At 72.7% G+C, this 14,372-nt stretch carries 12 protein-coding genes and 1 pseudogene; 8 read left to right on the top strand and 5 right to left on the bottom strand.

Going from position 1 to position 14,372, the window contains the following annotated elements; translation table 11 throughout:
- Nucleotides 1-16 precede the first annotated feature (16 nt).
- Nucleotides 17-1,258 (bottom strand): hypothetical protein, encoded by a 1,242-nt coding sequence (locus ACL06G_RS12075; RefSeq protein ID WP_412786700.1) that lies wholly within the window; start codon nt 1,256-1,258, stop codon nt 17-19.
- 152 nt (nt 1,259-1,410) lie between these two features.
- The gene (locus tag ACL06G_RS12070; RefSeq protein WP_412786701.1) at nt 1,411-1,956 is read right to left on the bottom strand and encodes a hypothetical protein; all 546 of its coding nucleotides are present in this window, start codon (nt 1,954-1,956) and stop codon (nt 1,411-1,413) included.
- 142 nt (nt 1,957-2,098) lie between these two features.
- Between ACL06G_RS12070 and ACL06G_RS12065 the strand changes: the two genes are divergently transcribed.
- From ACL06G_RS12065 to ACL06G_RS12055, 3 genes and pseudogenes are all read left to right on the top strand, one after another.
- The gene (locus ACL06G_RS12065; RefSeq protein WP_412786702.1) at nt 2,099-2,884 is read left to right on the top strand and encodes a hypothetical protein; all 786 of its coding nucleotides are present in this window, start codon (nt 2,099-2,101) and stop codon (nt 2,882-2,884) included.
- Nucleotides 2,881-3,126 (top strand): annotated as a pseudogene (locus ACL06G_RS12060) (aldo/keto reductase); the annotation flags it as partial. The gene ACL06G_RS12065 and the pseudogene ACL06G_RS12060, both read left to right, overlap by 4 nt.
- Nucleotides 3,127-3,211: 85 nt before the next feature.
- Complete coding sequence (locus ACL06G_RS12055; protein WP_412786703.1) at nt 3,212-3,622, top strand: hypothetical protein; 411 nt, start codon at nt 3,212-3,214, stop codon at nt 3,620-3,622.
- A gap of 55 nt (nt 3,623-3,677) precedes the next feature.
- Here the strand turns inward: ACL06G_RS12055 and ACL06G_RS12050 are convergent, their stop codons facing one another.
- Nucleotides 3,678-5,324: a penicillin-binding transpeptidase domain-containing protein gene (locus ACL06G_RS12050; RefSeq protein ID WP_412835865.1), complete on the bottom strand. Its 1,647-nt coding sequence runs from the start codon at nt 5,322-5,324 to the stop codon at nt 3,678-3,680.
- Between the two features lie 249 nt (nt 5,325-5,573).
- Here ACL06G_RS12050 and ACL06G_RS12045 point away from each other — a divergent pair, with 249 nt between their 5' ends.
- The 5 genes from ACL06G_RS12045 to ACL06G_RS12025 all read left to right on the top strand — a co-directional run bounded on the left by ACL06G_RS12045 (nt 5,574) and on the right by ACL06G_RS12025 (nt 12,487).
- Nucleotides 5,574-7,046: an alpha/beta hydrolase family protein gene (locus ACL06G_RS12045; protein ID WP_412835888.1), complete on the top strand. Its 1,473-nt coding sequence runs from the start codon at nt 5,574-5,576 to the stop codon at nt 7,044-7,046.
- A gap of 239 nt (nt 7,047-7,285) precedes the next feature.
- Complete coding sequence (locus tag ACL06G_RS12040; protein ID WP_412835864.1) at nt 7,286-8,059, top strand: 3-hydroxybutyrate dehydrogenase; 774 nt, start codon at nt 7,286-7,288, stop codon at nt 8,057-8,059.
- A gap of 98 nt (nt 8,060-8,157) precedes the next feature.
- Nucleotides 8,158-9,555 (top strand): MFS transporter, encoded by a 1,398-nt coding sequence (locus ACL06G_RS12035; protein WP_412835863.1) that lies wholly within the window; start codon nt 8,158-8,160, stop codon nt 9,553-9,555.
- An 81-nt stretch (nt 9,556-9,636) separates the two neighbouring features.
- On the top strand, nt 9,637-11,592 hold the full coding sequence (locus ACL06G_RS12030) for a helix-turn-helix domain-containing protein (RefSeq protein WP_412787208.1): 1,956 nt from the start codon (nt 9,637-9,639) through the stop codon (nt 11,590-11,592).
- A gap of 76 nt (nt 11,593-11,668) precedes the next feature.
- Nucleotides 11,669-12,487 (top strand): VOC family protein, encoded by an 819-nt coding sequence (locus ACL06G_RS12025; RefSeq protein WP_412835862.1) that lies wholly within the window; start codon nt 11,669-11,671, stop codon nt 12,485-12,487.
- A gap of 55 nt (nt 12,488-12,542) precedes the next feature.
- Here ACL06G_RS12025 and coaE read toward each other — a convergent pair whose 3' ends face one another.
- Together coaE and ACL06G_RS12015 are read right to left on the bottom strand one after the other, a co-directional pair.
- Nucleotides 12,543-13,163, bottom strand: a complete 621-nt coding sequence (coaE, locus tag ACL06G_RS12020) for a dephospho-CoA kinase (RefSeq protein ID WP_412835861.1) — start codon at nt 13,161-13,163, stop codon at nt 12,543-12,545.
- Nucleotides 13,164-13,231: 68 nt separating this feature from the next.
- Complete coding sequence (locus ACL06G_RS12015; RefSeq protein WP_412787211.1) at nt 13,232-14,215, bottom strand: PAC2 family protein; 984 nt, start codon at nt 14,213-14,215, stop codon at nt 13,232-13,234.
- Between the last annotated feature and the right edge of the window lie 157 nt (nt 14,216-14,372).

Raw genomic sequence — 14,372 nt, 5'->3', positions numbered from 1 at the left:
GGTGCTGGGAGAAGCGTCAGCACCAGCCGTTGACGGGACCGTTGATCCCGGTCCACAGGAACGCGTCACTGACCCAGCGGCCGTCCGTGAGCCGGTTCCACAGACTCGTGGTGCCGTAACGCCCGGTGTGTGTGGTGCCGTTGGCGGAGCAGGCGATGCCCACCGTCGCGCCGTCGTTGACGGAGCCGTTCACCGCGTAGCCGGTGCCGGGCCCCGACCGTGTGTTGAGATAGCTGCCGCCCCAGGTGTCGACGAGGGCCTGGGTGAAGCCGAGGGCGCCGTGGTTGTAGAGCGCACCGCCCGGGGTGACCTGCTGACTGCCGTGCAGGGCGTACCCCTGGTAGGCGCTGGCACCGTTGTAGAAGACCCACTTGCCGACGTTGTGACCGGCGATGCCCACGTAGGCGCTGTTCTGGCGGAGGGCGAAGTGCACGTGCCGGCCGGAGGCCGAACCGCCGCAGGTGATGTCGGTACCCGTGTTCCCCAGGAAGGTGCCGGTGCTCACCGCGCCGCCGTCGGTGCTGATGTTGTTCCACAGGTGGTAGTAGTCGGTGGCGTAGCCGCGGTCGTGGACGACGCGTATCCAGCCCTGGCACATGGTGTACGCCGTCCCCTGCCGGGCCGCGCGCACCACTTCGTCACCGCCGCTGAGATCGACGGAGCTGTAGGGCGTCTCGGTGCCGGACCAGCCGTGGGGACCGCCGGTCAGGTACGTGCCGCCGCCCGCGGTCTTGGGCAGTGCCATGCCGGTGCGGTAGTCGCCTCCCGCGGCGAACGTGCCGGACCGGTCCCCGTCCGCCGCCTCGGAGGTGCGAGGACTGCCTGCCTCCGGCTGCTTTCCGTCCTGGGCGGCGAGGAGGGGCTGTTCGTTCTTCCGGACGAGGGGGGCCTGCCGGGAGAGGTCGGCGAAGCCCTCCTCTCCCTCGAAGGCGACGTGCCACGCGTTGCCCTGGCGCTCCGCCAGGAACAACCAGCCCTGCGGCAGGTCGGTGGAGCCGGGTTCGGTGGCGAGGACGGCGGTGCCGAACGCCCACCGGCCGGCCCGGCGTGTGACGTTGACGCGCGGTTCGGTGTCAGCCGGGGCGAGCGAGGTGCCGGCGCGGTCCAGCAGGCGCTCGGTCACCGCCTGGGACGGGGTCTTCGCGGGGCTGCCGTCGGCCGCGGAGGCCGGCGCGGACAGGGCGAGGGCACCTGCGAGGGCGAGCAGGGCGCAGGCCGCACGTCCGCGGCGGAGGCGGGGGCTTCTTCGACCGGACACGGTGGTTCTCCTCTTCCTGGGCTACGGGGCGAACGGATCGCGGGGACCGCGACCGGTTCGGGCGGGCCGCCGGGGTCCGGCGGCCCGCCCGAACCGTGATCGGGGAAACGCTCCGGAGAGGTGCTCCCCCGCCGAGGACGGACGACGGGGCCTCAGCAGCCGCCGCAGCTGTAGAAGGTGACGTCCCAGTGGTTGCTCTCTCGGGCGTAGAGGTTGCCCGAGGCGGCCTCGTACAGGGCCGCTCCGTCGCTGCGGGTGCCGATGTAGGTGAACGCGCTGGTGATGTAGTTGCTGAGACAGCTGTAGGGGTGGAAGTCGAGCTTGTAGCCGTTCCAGTGGCTGTAGGTGCCGCCGGCGTGGCCGGTCTCGGTGCCGCCGGTGATGTGCACCGCGCAGCCGCTCGCGCTCTTGAGGGTCTGGGCGCCCTGCACGGTGGCGAGGTTGATCTGCTCGAACGAGGTGCAGGTGGAGACGTTGCGATCCGAGCAGCCGCCGGTCGAGGACCAGGTGATGCCGGAGGAGGTGAACATGGACGCCGCCTGGCTGTGCGACAGCTTCGTGACGGCCAGCGACGGGGCGGAGGCGGCGGGTGCTGCCGGGGCGCTGTCCGCCGCGACGGCGGAGCCGGCGGGCAGGACGGTGAACGCGAGGGCCGCGGCCAGTGCGCCGAGGACCGGGCGGAGGCGAGAGGTTCTCATGGGGGGTTCCTCCATTGTTGACGTGAACACGCCTATCGTGTCCCCCGGTGATGATGCCGGGAGCACGGCAGGCCCGCAACAGTCCCGGCAGGTGTGCGGCGGTCCGGACACCCGGGCCGCCACGCGCCGCTACCCTGGCCCGGTGGATTCCTCGCACCGTTCCTCGCAGGCCGTGCCGACGAAGCGGCCGTTGCTCCTGAAGGAGCTGTCCCGTGCCGTGCCCGGCGTGGACGACCGCGTGCGGGAGCTGGACGAGGGCGCCGCCCCCGGCGAGTACGAGGTGATCGCGGACGGGCTCTGGTCCGTCTTCCTCCTCACGCGCGAACTCGCTCCGACCCGCTCGCGCACCGGTTGCGACGTGCATCCGGACGGTCCGGTCGATCCGCTCGCACCTCCCGGCTGGACACGCTGCCTGCTGTGCAACCGGAACCGGCGCATCTCCGATCCGGCGTCGCCGTCGGCCGAGGCGAGCGCGGGACCCGCCACGGCGGGGTCCGGATACGCCGTTCCGCCTCCGCCGTACACCCGCGACGCCCTCACCGAGGCCGTCCGCCGCGTCACCGGGCTCACCCTGGACCTGGACTACGAGTCCCCCGATGCGGAGTTCACCGCACTCGCCGACCGGACCCACGCCGCCTTCGTGATCGCCCGCGAACTCTCCCGTCCCCGGGCCGCGGCGACCTGCCCCCGGCACCCGGGGGCTCCGGTCGACCCCACGGCGGAGGAGACCGGGGGCTCGGCCTGCCTGTTCTGCCGCGGCGAGGAGACGCGCCGCGGCAGTCAGGGCCCGCCGGTGCCCCGGGGACGGATGCCCAGGTCCCGTCGCAGAATCGGCCGCAGGTTCGGCCCACCGCCCGGAGGCGGGCCACGGCGTGGCAGGGCGCCCGGGGCGGAGGGCGGACCGGCCCCGGAGGAGAGGGACCGTTGACGAGCACGACGGATACGGCGAAGACAGCCGGGTGCCCCGACGCCTCCGCCGCAGGCACCTGGACACTCGGCGATCTGACCGTGCGCCGCCTCGGGTTCGGCACGATGCGGCTGACGGGTACCGCCGCTTTCGACCACGGCACTCCGCGCGACCGGGACACCTCGATCCGGGTGCTGCGTCGCGCGGTGGAACTCGGCGTCAACCACATCGACACCGCGTCCTTCTACTTCTCTCGGCTGCGCTGCGTCCCGCGTCCGGGATGCGCGGACCCGGGGCCGGAGGATGCGCGGCCGCGCTCCCCCGCCGCGCCGTGAATAAGGTGAGGGCATGACGAAGCGCACGGCGGTCCGCGGTGCCAAGGGCACGCTGGTCACAGCGGTTGCGGCCCTTTCCTGCCGGTCCCTGTGGGCCTCGCTGCGCGCATGGGCGCAGGAGGTGAGCGCCGCAGCCCCGGACGGAATGTTCGCCGGAACGCTGGAATCGCTGCTCGCGGGCGTCGTCGGGGTACTGGCGATGCCCGTGCTGCTGTGGGCCGGGATGCGTGTGCTGGGAGAGCGCGGCACCGCTTTGCTCGTCCTCGGCGGCGCGGTGGCCTGGCCGTTCGTCGGCGGTCACGTGGTCGAGGACGCCGCCGGTGGCGCGGAGACCGCGGGGTTCCTCGTGCTGTTCACCGCTCTCGGAGGCCTGCTGTCCCTCGCCCGCGTGCCGGGAGGGCGGCAGGGCCCGCCCGCGTCCTGATCGCCGTCCCGGCGGGCAGGGCGCCTCCGGAGCGGCGCCGGCCGGTCGCCGGTCGTCACCGGTCGAGGTTCCGGAGGAACCTCACGGCCACGGGCCCGGCGTCGGCACTGCCCGAACCGCCGTCCGCCAGCAGCACCGCCCAGGCAAGGTCCTGCCGGCCCTGGTAGCCGATCATCCAGGCGTGGGTGCGGGGCGGGGTCCCGTCGCCGAACTCCGCGGTCCCGGTCTTCGCGTGCGGCTCGCCGGGGACGTCCCGGAGCGCCGCGGCCGCGCCGTACGTCACGGTGGCGCGCATCATGTCCCGCAGCCCGTCGACCACTTCGGGGGCGAGGCGGCGGGTGGCCCGGTGGCGGTGCCGCACCTTGCCGGGCACCAGGACGGGCTGTGCGAACTCACCCTGCTTCACTGTCGCGGCGATCGAGGCCATCACCAGTGGGGAGACCTGCACCCGCCCCTGTCCGATGGTCGAAGCGGCCTTGTCGTTGTCGCCGTCCGCGACGGGAACGCTGCCGTCGAAGGTGGCGGCTCCCACATCCCAGGTGCCACCGACGCCGAAGGCCCCGGCGGTGTCGTGCAGAGCGGAGTCGGTGAACTTCTTCCGGGAGCGGACGAAGAAGGTGTTGCAGGATTTCGCGAAGGCGTCGCGGAGAGTGGCCCCCCGGGGCAGGACGAACCGGTCCTGGTTCTCGAAGCGCTGCCCGTTGGCGTAGGCGAACCTCGGGCAGGCGGCACGGTCCGACACGCGCATGCCCCGTTCCAGCAGAGCGGCGGCGGTGACGACCTTGAAGGTGGAGCCGGGAGGGTAGTGCCCGACGAGCGCGCGGTTCATGCCCGCCGGCACGTTGGCCGCGGCCAGGATGTGGCCGCTCGAGGGCTGGATCGCGACGAGGGCGGCATCGCCGTCCACGTCCCGCAGGGCATCCGCCGCGGCCTGCTGGACCCGCTGGTCGACGGTCGTGCGTACCGGCGTGCCGCCGGGACCCCGAGGGGTGGTGAGCGCTCTCACCACCCGTCCACTCGCACGCTCGACGACCACCATCCGGTTCGGGACACCGCCGGAGCCGACGAGTTGCTCGTCGTAGCGGGCCTGGAGGCCCGATGTCCCCCTGCCGGTCGCGGGGTCGACCGTGCCGACGAGGGAGGCCGAGCGCAGCCTTCTCCCGTCCCTGGCGAGGATCGGGGCGCGGGCACGCCGTTTCAGGGCAAGGGTCTGCCCCGGCGCCATCTCCGGGTGGATCACCGGAGTGCGGAACTCCACCTTCCAGGTGCCGCCCCTCTTCGAGAGGTCGGCGGTCGAGTCCCAGGCGTGCCGGCCCGCTCCCGGGAGCGCCATCCGCACCGTGAACGGGATCGCGACCGCGCCCCGGTCGGTCCTCTCCCCTGCGCCGGGAGTGATCTCGGTGCGCGAGGGGCCGAGGTTCGTCATCACCGACCGGATCAGCGACTCCGCGTCGGCCGGGCGGTCCGTCAGTCTCCCGGCCCGCCGCGCGTCGCCCGACTCCCAGGCGTCAAGGAAACGTTCGAAGCGTCCTCGGGCCGCGACCACTTCGGGATCGTCCGGGCCCGCGGCCAGCAGGACGAAGCCCCCGTAGAGCACGCCCCCGGTGACAGCGAGAACCGCGGCCACGCCTGCGAGCGTGCGGCCGGGAGACCTGGCTCCGCCGTACGGCGCGATGTCGTGGCGGCGTCCGGTACGTCTCATGCCGCGCACCCTAGACCGCCGCTGCTCTCCCGGCCCCCCTGCACACCGCGTTCGGGACAGGCACAGCCGAAAGGGTGAGGCGAGGAAGCACCGCCCGCGCACGGGCTGCTGGGCGGGCCGACGACGGCGTCCGGGACCACACACCGCCGCGCCGCTGTGGTGCCCCGCACCCTGTCGGTCGCGGCCCGGTGTTCGTAGGTTGACGCTCTGCCACGTCAACACCAGGAGGTCGCTGTGCAGTTGGACGCCATGCCCGACAGGCCCTCATGCGGCAGGAGGAAGCGTGCGGCCGCGGTCGGAGCGGCCGCGGGTCTGCTGCTGTGCGGCGGAGTGCTCGCCCCGGGCGCAGCCGCGCAATCCGCAGCGCACCCCGTGCGGAGCGGCACCGCCGGGCACTGCGCCGGGATCGACCGGATCGGGGTGCCCGGTGCCGCCCACCAGGAGGCCTCGTGCCTGGCGGAGTTGACCACCGCGGGCACCGTGGATTCCGGCCACACCGTGGCCGGCGACTGGGCCGGTCTCACCGCCGCCGGCGCCCCCGTGCCCGAGGGGGTGCCGGGGATCCAGATCGACGGGTACTTCCCGGACTCGTCGGCCGGGAACACGCATCACGGCTGGGACCACGACTCGCAGTTCGTGATCCGGCTCCCGGACGACTGGAACGGTGGGCTCGTCGTCACCGGTGCGCCGGGCGTACGTGGCCAGTACGCCAACGACAGGGCGATCGCCGATCACGTCCTGGCGGCGGGCTACGCCTTCGCCTCCACCGACAAGGGCAACGTCGGCGGCGCGTTCTTCCGGGACGGCCGCCGGCCCGGGGACGCCGTGGCGGAGTGGAACAGGCGGGTGACCCAACTGACGAGGGCTGCGCGGGCGGTCGCCGTCCAGCGGTATCTCCGGCCCCCACGGCGGACGCTCGCCGCCGGCCTGTCCAACGGCGGCTACCTGGTCCGCTGGCAGCTGGAGAACCGTCCCGGCCTGTACGACGGCGGCGTGGACTGGGAGGGGACCCTGTGGCGGGCCGACGGCCGCCCGGGGGAAGGCGCCGGCCCGAACCTCTTCACCTTCCTGCCTCCCGCCCTGCGCGCCTACCCCGTGTACGCGGCGGGCGGTCCGGACGCGGCGGAAGCGCACCGGAGGATGACGGCCGCCGGGTTCCCTGCCGGGTCGGAGTTCCTGTGGCCCTACCACTACGCCCACTACTGGGACGCCACTCAGCGGATCTACCGGGAGGAGTTCGATCCCGCCTACGACGGGGACCGCGAGGCCGGTACGGCGTTCTGTCCTGGCGGCACCGGCCCGGGGTGCGACACCGACTACGTCTACGCCGACCGTCCCCGGTCGGTGCACCGGGCGGTGGACCGGGTGGGGCTGACCGGCAGGATCGGCAAGCCGCTGATCACGCTGCACGGCACGCTGGACGTGCTCCTGCCGATCAGCGAGGCCTCCGACGTCTATGCGGGGATGGTGCGCGACGCCGGCCGGGGCGGTCTGCAGCGCTACTACCGGATCGAGGACGGTACGCACGTCGACGGCCTTTTCGACGAGCATCCCGATCGGCTGCGTCCGCTGGAGCCGTGCTTCCGCTCCTCCCTGTCGGTGCTGGAGAACTGGCTGGACGGCCGGTCGGAGCCGCCGCGCAGCCGGACGGTGGAGCGGCCCGCCGACGCGGACCGGGACGCCCTGCTGAGCACCTGCCGGCTGGAGCACGGCGCGGCCTGACGCAGCCGCGGGGATCCTGGGATCCGCGGGGGTTCACGGAAAGGGGCCACCGGCGGCGGAGGGAGGCGCGGATGCCCCCTCAGCCGCCGGTGGCCCCGCCCGACAGGTCCTGGGGCTGCCGAACGCCGCCCCGACCGCCCCGCCCCGAGCAACATGGCGCTGGGCACCACATCCACGGGCGTCACTGTGGCTTCCGCACACGTAGGCGTGTGCCCGGTCACATCCCTACCGTTCCCGCCATGACAAGCCGATTCGACGCTTCCGCCACCGCCGACCTGTCCGGGCGAGCCGCCATGGTGACCGGCGGCGGCAGCGGTATCGGGAAGGCCTGCGCCCGTGCGCTGGCCGCCGCAGGGACTCTGGTGCACGTCGTGGACCTCGACGCCGACGCGGCGAAAGCGGTCGCCGAGGAGACCGGTGGACGGGCGCACGTGGTGGACCTGGCGGACACCGAGGCGCTGGAGATGCTCCCCGCCGAGGTCGACGTCCTGGTGAACAACGCCGGGCTGCAGCATGTCGCCCCGATCGAGGACTTCCCGCCGGAGCGGTTCGCACTGATCCAGCAGGTGATGGTGACCGCTCCGTTCCTGCTCGTGCGGCGCACACTCCCCCACATGTACGCACGCGGCTGGGGGCGGATCGTGAACCTCTCCAGCGTCCACGGTCTGCGGGCCAGCCCGTACAAGTCGGCGTACGTCACCGCCAAGCACGCGCTGGAGGGCCTGAGCAAGGTCACGGCCCTCGAGGGCGCCGCACACGGTGTGACCAGCAACTGCGTCAATCCCGGCTACGTCCGCACCCCGCTCGTCGAGGGGCAGATCGCCAGCCAGGCCGAGGCGCACGGCATCCCGGAGGAGAAGGTGGTCAGCGACGTGATGCTGGAGCGCTCCGCCATCAAGCGCCTCATCGAACCCGAGGAGGTCGCGGCCATGGCCCTCTGGCTGTGCGGACCGCACACGAGTCACCTCACCGGCGCCTCGCTGCCGCTCGACGGCGGGTGGTCCGCCCACTGACGAGCAGCAGCACCACCGGTGTCGCGCACACCGGCTCCGGACCCCCACGAGCTCAACCCGTCCCCGTTCAGCTCCCACCCAGCGAAGAGTGGTGAACCATGGCAGCAACCGAGAAGCACGACCCCACCAGAAAGGCCCACATCGGCCGCGTTATCAGCGCGAGCATCATCGGTACCACCATCGAGTGGTACGACTTCTTCCTCTACGGCCTTGCTGCCGCGCTCGTCTTCGACAAGCTCTTCTTCCCGGACAACGATCCGCTCATCGGCACCCTGCTCGCCTTCGCGACCTTCGCCATCGGCTTCGCGGCGCGTCCGCTGGGCGGACTGTTCTTCGGCCACTACGGCGACAAGGTCGGGCGGAAGAAGCTGCTGGTCATCAGCCTGCTGCTGATGGGCGGCTCCACCTTCGCCATGGGGCTGCTGCCCACCCACGCCACGGTCGGTGCGGCGGCGCCCGTACTGCTGGTACTGCTCCGCCTGATCCAGGGCTTCGCGCTCGGCGGTGAGTGGGGTGGTGCCGTGCTCATGGTCTCCGAGCACGGAGGTGCCGACCGGCGCGGCTTCTGGGCCTCCTGGCCGCAGTCCGGCGCCCCCGGCGGAAACCTGCTGGCCACCGGCGTGCTGGCGGTGCTGGCTGCCGTGCAGACCGACGAGGCGTTCCTCGCCTGGGGCTGGCGCATCCCGTTCCTGCTCTCCGGCGTCCTGGTCGTCGTGGGCCTGTGGATCCGGCTGGTGGTGAGCGAGTCCCCGGTCTTCCTGGAGGCGCAGCGCAAGGCGCAGGAGATCAAGAAGGAGACGGGCGGCGACGAGCAGGCGCCGGTCGTGGAGGTCTTCCGTTCCAGCTGGCGCGAGGTGCTCACCGCGATAGGCGCCCGCTTCGGCGAGAACATCTCCTACTACATCATCACGTCCTTCCTGGTCGTGTACCTCACCACGCAGCTGGAACTCGACAAGTCGATGGCACTCAACGCCGTGCTCATCGCGTCGGCCATCCACTTCGTGACCATCCCCCTGTGGGGCGCGCTCTCCGACCGCATCGGGCGGCGCCCGGTGATCGCGATCGGCGGCATCGGCATGGCCGTGTGGGCGTTCCTGTTCTTCCCGGTGCTGGACACCGAGTCCTTCGCGGCCATCACGGTGGCCGTGACCGTCGGACTGCTGTTCCACGGCGCGATGTACGGGCCGCAGGCCGCCTACATCTCGGAGATGTTCGACACCAAGGTGCGCTACACCGGCGCCTCCATGGGCGCGCAGGTGGCGTCGATCGTGGCGGGGTCGATCGCCCCGCTCATCGCCGTCGCCCTGCTGGACGCCTTCGGCTCCTCCGTCCCGGTCTCGATCTACCTCGCCTTCGCCTCCGTCGTCACCGCGTTCGCGGTGCTGCGGAGCCGTGAGACGCGCGGCCGGGACCTCACGAAGGACCTGCGGACCACCGGCGTGCGCGACGACTCGGGCAGCGTGAAGGCCACGGCCGGCTCCGCCGCGTCGGGCTGACGGACCCCTCGCGGGCGTGCTCCTCCGGCCGTGCCGGAGGAGCACGCCCGCGGCGACCGGCTCCGCGGAGAGGTACCCCGTATGCTCCCCACCGTGACAGCCTCCGGCACACCGCGAACCCAGAACGCCCTGCGCCGGCTCCTCGACCTCCTCGACCGGGATGCTCCGGCCGAGGACTTCGCCCGTCCGGCCGCCGAGGCCAGAGAAGACGGTGCCTCGGCCGCCGAACTGGCCGAGGTCGACGAGGCGACCCGCGTCGCCCTGCGCATCCGCCGCACCCTCAGCCAGCACCGGGTGCGGGAGGCGGAGCTGACCGCCCTGTTCGACACCGCCAGCGACCTCGCCGCCCTCCGGGATCTGGACGCGGTGCTGCGGGCCATCGTCCACCGGGCGAAGCTGCTGCTGGGAACCGACATCACCTACCTGTCGCTGAACGACGAGAACGCGGGCGACACCTACATGCGCGTGACCGACGGCTCGGTAGCCGCCTCGTTCCAGCAGGTGAGGCTGGGTATGGGCGAGGGGCTGGGCGGGCTCGTCGCACAGACCGCGCGCCCGTACGCGACCGGCGACTACCAGGCGGACACCCGCTTCCACCACACCGGCACCATCGACAGCGCGGTCCTGGACGAGGGTCTGCGGGCCATCCTGGGTGTGCCGCTGCGCCTGGGCTCCCGCGTGATCGGTGTGCTCTACGCCGCCGACCGCACCCCGCGGCAGTTCGCCCGCGAGGAGGTCGCGCTGCTCTCCTCCCTCGCCGATCACGCCGCGATCGCCATCGACAGTGCCCGCCTGCTGGAGGAGACCCGGACGGCACTGGCCGACCTGGGCGCCGCGAGCGAGACGATCCGTGCCCACAACGAGGCCATGCATCGCACCGAGGAGGCCCACGACCACCTGACCGACCTGGTGCTGCGCGGGGCGGACGCCACCGAGGTGGCCGCCGGCATCGCCGCGCTGATGGACGGCGGCATCCTGATCCACGACGCCGACGGCACCGAGTTGGCACGCACCGGCACCGGTCCGCTCACTCCGCCCGGGGAAGCCGTGGCGGCCTCCCGCGCCAGCGGCCGCGCCGTGCCCGTCGAGGATGACGAGGAGACATGGGTGTGCGCGGTACTGGCGGGACCGGAACTGCTCGGCAGCATCGCCCTCACCGGACGGGCGGGGCTTCCCGACACCGAGCGACTGCTCTTCGAACGCGCCAGCATCGTCACGGCCCTGCTGCTCCTGCTGCGGCGTTCCGCGGCCGAGACGGAGGACCGAGTACGTGCCGAGCTGCTCCACGACCTGCTGACGGGTTCCGGCGACCGGGGCAGCCTGACGGCACGCGCCCGTCGGTTGGGCGTGCAGCCCTCCCGGCCGCACGCCGTGCTGGTCGCCCTCTGCGGGGCCGCATCCCGGCAGCGACTGCTCGCCGCGGCCGCCCAGAGCGCCAGGACCCGCAGCGGTCTGGCCGGGCTGCACCACGACCACGTGGTGATCGCCGTGCCGTCCGACGCGCCGGGACGGTGCGCGCAGGACGTCGCCGCGGAGCTGGGAAAGGCCGTCGGCTCGCCGGTGACCGTGGGAGGTGCCGGCGCATCGACGGCCGTGGGCGGCGCGCCGGGGGCCGATCCGGCAGCCGGAGGTGAGCACAGCCCGCTCGCCACCGCGCACAGCGAGGCGCACCGCTGCCTGTCGGCACTGCAGGCCCTGGGCCAGACCGGGCACGGCGCCGCCCTGCCGGATCTGGGCTTCCTGGGTGTGCTGCTCGGCGACCAGGCGGACCTGGCCGGCTATGTCCGTCAGACCCTGGGACCGGTGCTGGACTACGACGCCCGCCGCGGCACGGAACTGGTACGCACCCTCGACGCGTACTTCGTGCAGGGAGCGAGCCTGACGCGCACCAAGACGTCCCTCCACATCCACGTCAACACAGTGGTGCAACGACTCGAACGCATCGGCCGGCTCCTGGGCAAGGACTGGAACACGCCTGCGAGGTCGCTGGAGATCCAGCTGGCGCTGCGGCTCCACCACCTGGCCCAGGAGCTGTGACGACCGGGCACGGGCCGGGCCTCGGCCCCTCCGGCATGCGGATGCGATGCGCCCCGGCGGGTGTCACCGTGGAAGCATGAAGATCACCGATCCGGTGCTCGGCTCCCCCTGCTGGGCGGAGCTGGCCACGTCCGACGTGGCGTCGGCCGGGCGTTTCTACGGTGGGCTCTTCGGGTGGGTGGCGGAGGAGGACTCCAGCCCCGAGGCGGGGGGCTACACGATGATGCTCCTCGACGGCGACCCGGTCGCGGCGGCGGCACCGACGTACCAGCCGGAGCAGCCGGTCTCCTGGACGATGGCCGTCTCGGTCGCCGACGCCGACGTGGTGACCGAACGCGTGCGCGAGACGGGCGGCTCGGTCCTGATGGAGCCGGTGGACGTGTTCGACCTGGGCCGCTTCTCCGTGGTCACCGACCCTGACGGTGCGGTGTTCACGCTGTGGCAGGCAGGCCTGTTCCCCGGCGCCGCCCGGCTCGACGAGACGGGAGCACTGTGCTGGGTGGAGCTGGCCACGCGCCGCACCGACGCGGCGCGGGCCTTCTACACCACCGCCCTGGGCTGGGAGGCGTCCGGCGGTGACGAGGAGCACGGCGGCTACACGCAGTGGAGGATCGCAGGACGCACCTTCGGCGGCATGCTGCGGATCCCGGAGGAACGGAACGGAGCCGGACCACCTGCGCACTGGCTGCTGTACTTCGCGGTCGACGACGTCGACACGTCCGTCGCCCGCGCCCTCGAACTGGGCGGACGTCTCGGCTTCCCGGCGGTGGATCTTCCGGGTACGGGGCGCGTGGCGGGGCTGAGCGATCCGCAGGGCGGCAGCTTCGCGGTCTACACGCCCGCGAGCTACCTCTCGGGCGGCCGCTCCCCGAGCCCCGGGCTGACACCCGGGTGACTCCCGGTCGGCCCGGCGGAGGACGACCGGGAGCGTGCGGCTCGCGGCGGTCCGCTCAGGATGCGGAGGTTCCCTCTCCCGGCGCAGCGATTTCGCCGAGCTCCTGCCAGAGACGACGCACCTGGTCCTCCAGGCTCTCCAGCGGGCCGTCGTTGCGGAGAACAGCGTCGGCAACGGCCAGGCGCTCCTCCGGGGTCGCCTGGGCGGCGATCCGGGACCGTGCCTCGTTCTCGGTCATGCCGCGCAGCCGCACCAGCCGGTCGAGGCGGGTACCCGGGGACGCCTCGACGACCACGACCCGGTCGTACAGCGGGGCGAGGCCGTTCTCGGTGAGCAGCGGGACATCGTGCACCACGACGGCGTCCGAGGGCGCCGCCCCCTCGATCTCGGCGGAGCGGGCCGCCACGAGCGGGTGGACGATGGCGTTGAGCGCGGCCCGCCGGTCGGCGTCCGAGAAGACGAGCGAGGCGAGTTTCGGCCGGTCGAGCGTGCCGTCGGGGGTGAGCACGTCCGGACCGAACTCGGCCACGACCGCGTCGAGACCGGGCGTTCCCGGGGCGACGACCTCCCGGGCGATGCGATCGGCATCCACGATCACCGCACCGTAGGAAGCGAGCAGACGCGACACTTCGCTCTTGCCCGCGCCGATCCCACCGGTCAGTCCCACCTTCAGCATGTCCGCCACGCTATACGGTCCACCGGCCCCACCGGCCCGCGCCCCGTGGTGACGCCTGGCCCCGGGGGTCAGTCGTCGCCGGAACCTCGCGGCTCGTCCCCCGACCCTCCACTGGTGTCGTGCTCCGCGAGGAACCGTTCGAAGACCTCGCCGAGCTCCTCGGCGGAAGGCAGTTCGGAAGGTTCCGCAACCAGGTTGCCGCGGCTCTCGGCTCCGGCGACGGCGTCGTACTGCTGCTCCAGGCCGCGGACCACGGAGACCAGTTCCTCGTCCCCCTCGGCCAGTTGCCGCTCGATCTCGTTCTGCGTGCTCAGCGCGTCGTTCCGCAGTCCGTGGGTCGCTTCGGGGAGCACCAGCCCCGTGGCCGAGGTGACCGACTCGAGCACGGCCAGGGAGGCGTCCGGGTACGGCGAGCGGGCGATGTAGTGGGGGACGTGTGCGGCGATCCCCAGCACGTCGTGGCCCGACTCCGCGAGACGGTACTCCAGGAGGGCAGCCGCGCTTCCGGGCACCTGGGCCTCCTCGAAGAACGGCTCGGACCGTGCCGGGACCAGGTCGATCCGGTTGCCGTGGGGGGTGAGACCGACCGGCCTGGTGTGCGGCACGCCCATCGGGATGCCGTGGAACGTCACGGTCAGGCGCACTCCCACGCGCGCGACGATCTCGCGCACCGCCTCCGTGAAGGTCTCCCACAGCACGTCCGGTTCCGGCCCGGACAGCAGCAGGAAGGGAGTGCCGGTCGCGTCGCGCAGCAGGTTCAGTTCCAGGCGGGGCGCGGCGTAGGAGGCCCACCGGTCGCGCCGGAAGGTCATGGCGGGACGGCGCGACCGGTAATCGGTGAGGCGGTCCGCGTCGAACCGGGCGACCGTGACGTGGGCGGCGGCGTCCTCGAGCAGACGCTCCGTCACCTGGCCGCCGGCCTCACCCGCGTCGATGAAGCCCTCGAAGTGGTAGAGCAGGACGAGCCCGCTGGAGTCCCCGCTGCGGATGATCTCGTCCACGGCGCGGAGCCCTTCCGGCTCCCACTCGTACAAGCCCTTCGGTTCCAGCACTCTCAGCTCCTTGTCGACTACGTGGGTGTCAACGCCGTTCCGTTGCGCGGCATTCCCGCCGTCGGCGGTCCGGCGAAGCGTGCATGTGCCGAACGCGGTGAGGCCCGCACTCCCGGTCCGGGAGTGCGGGCCTCACCGATGGTGACGCGCCCGTGGG

This window comes from Streptomyces callyspongiae (assembly GCF_047200695.1).
GTDB lineage: Bacteria > Actinomycetota > Actinomycetes > Streptomycetales > Streptomycetaceae > Streptomyces.
Note: the sequence above shows the minus strand (reverse complement) of the source record. Positions and strands in the feature narration are given on the sequence as shown.

Excerpts from the sequence above, each read along its gene's own strand:
- ACL06G_RS12040 (WP_412835864.1), top strand. The coding sequence starts at position 7,286 with ATGACAAGCCGATTCGACGCTTCCGCCACCGCCGACCTGTCCGGGCGA.
- ACL06G_RS12050 (WP_412835865.1), bottom strand. The coding sequence starts at position 5,324 with ATGAGACGTACCGGACGCCGCCACGACATCGCGCCGTACGGCGGAGCC.
- ACL06G_RS12035 (WP_412835863.1), top strand. The coding sequence starts at position 8,158 with ATGGCAGCAACCGAGAAGCACGACCCCACCAGAAAGGCCCACATCGGC.
- ACL06G_RS12030 (WP_412787208.1), top strand. The coding sequence starts at position 9,637 with ATGCTCCCCACCGTGACAGCCTCCGGCACACCGCGAACCCAGAACGCC.
- ACL06G_RS12055 (WP_412786703.1), top strand. The coding sequence starts at position 3,212 with ATGACGAAGCGCACGGCGGTCCGCGGTGCCAAGGGCACGCTGGTCACA.
- ACL06G_RS12045 (WP_412835888.1), top strand. The coding sequence starts at position 5,574 with ATGCCCGACAGGCCCTCATGCGGCAGGAGGAAGCGTGCGGCCGCGGTC.
- ACL06G_RS12070 (WP_412786701.1), bottom strand. The coding sequence starts at position 1,956 with ATGAGAACCTCTCGCCTCCGCCCGGTCCTCGGCGCACTGGCCGCGGCC.
- ACL06G_RS12025 (WP_412835862.1), top strand. The coding sequence starts at position 11,669 with ATGAAGATCACCGATCCGGTGCTCGGCTCCCCCTGCTGGGCGGAGCTG.
- coaE (WP_412835861.1), bottom strand. The coding sequence starts at position 13,163 with ATGCTGAAGGTGGGACTGACCGGTGGGATCGGCGCGGGCAAGAGCGAA.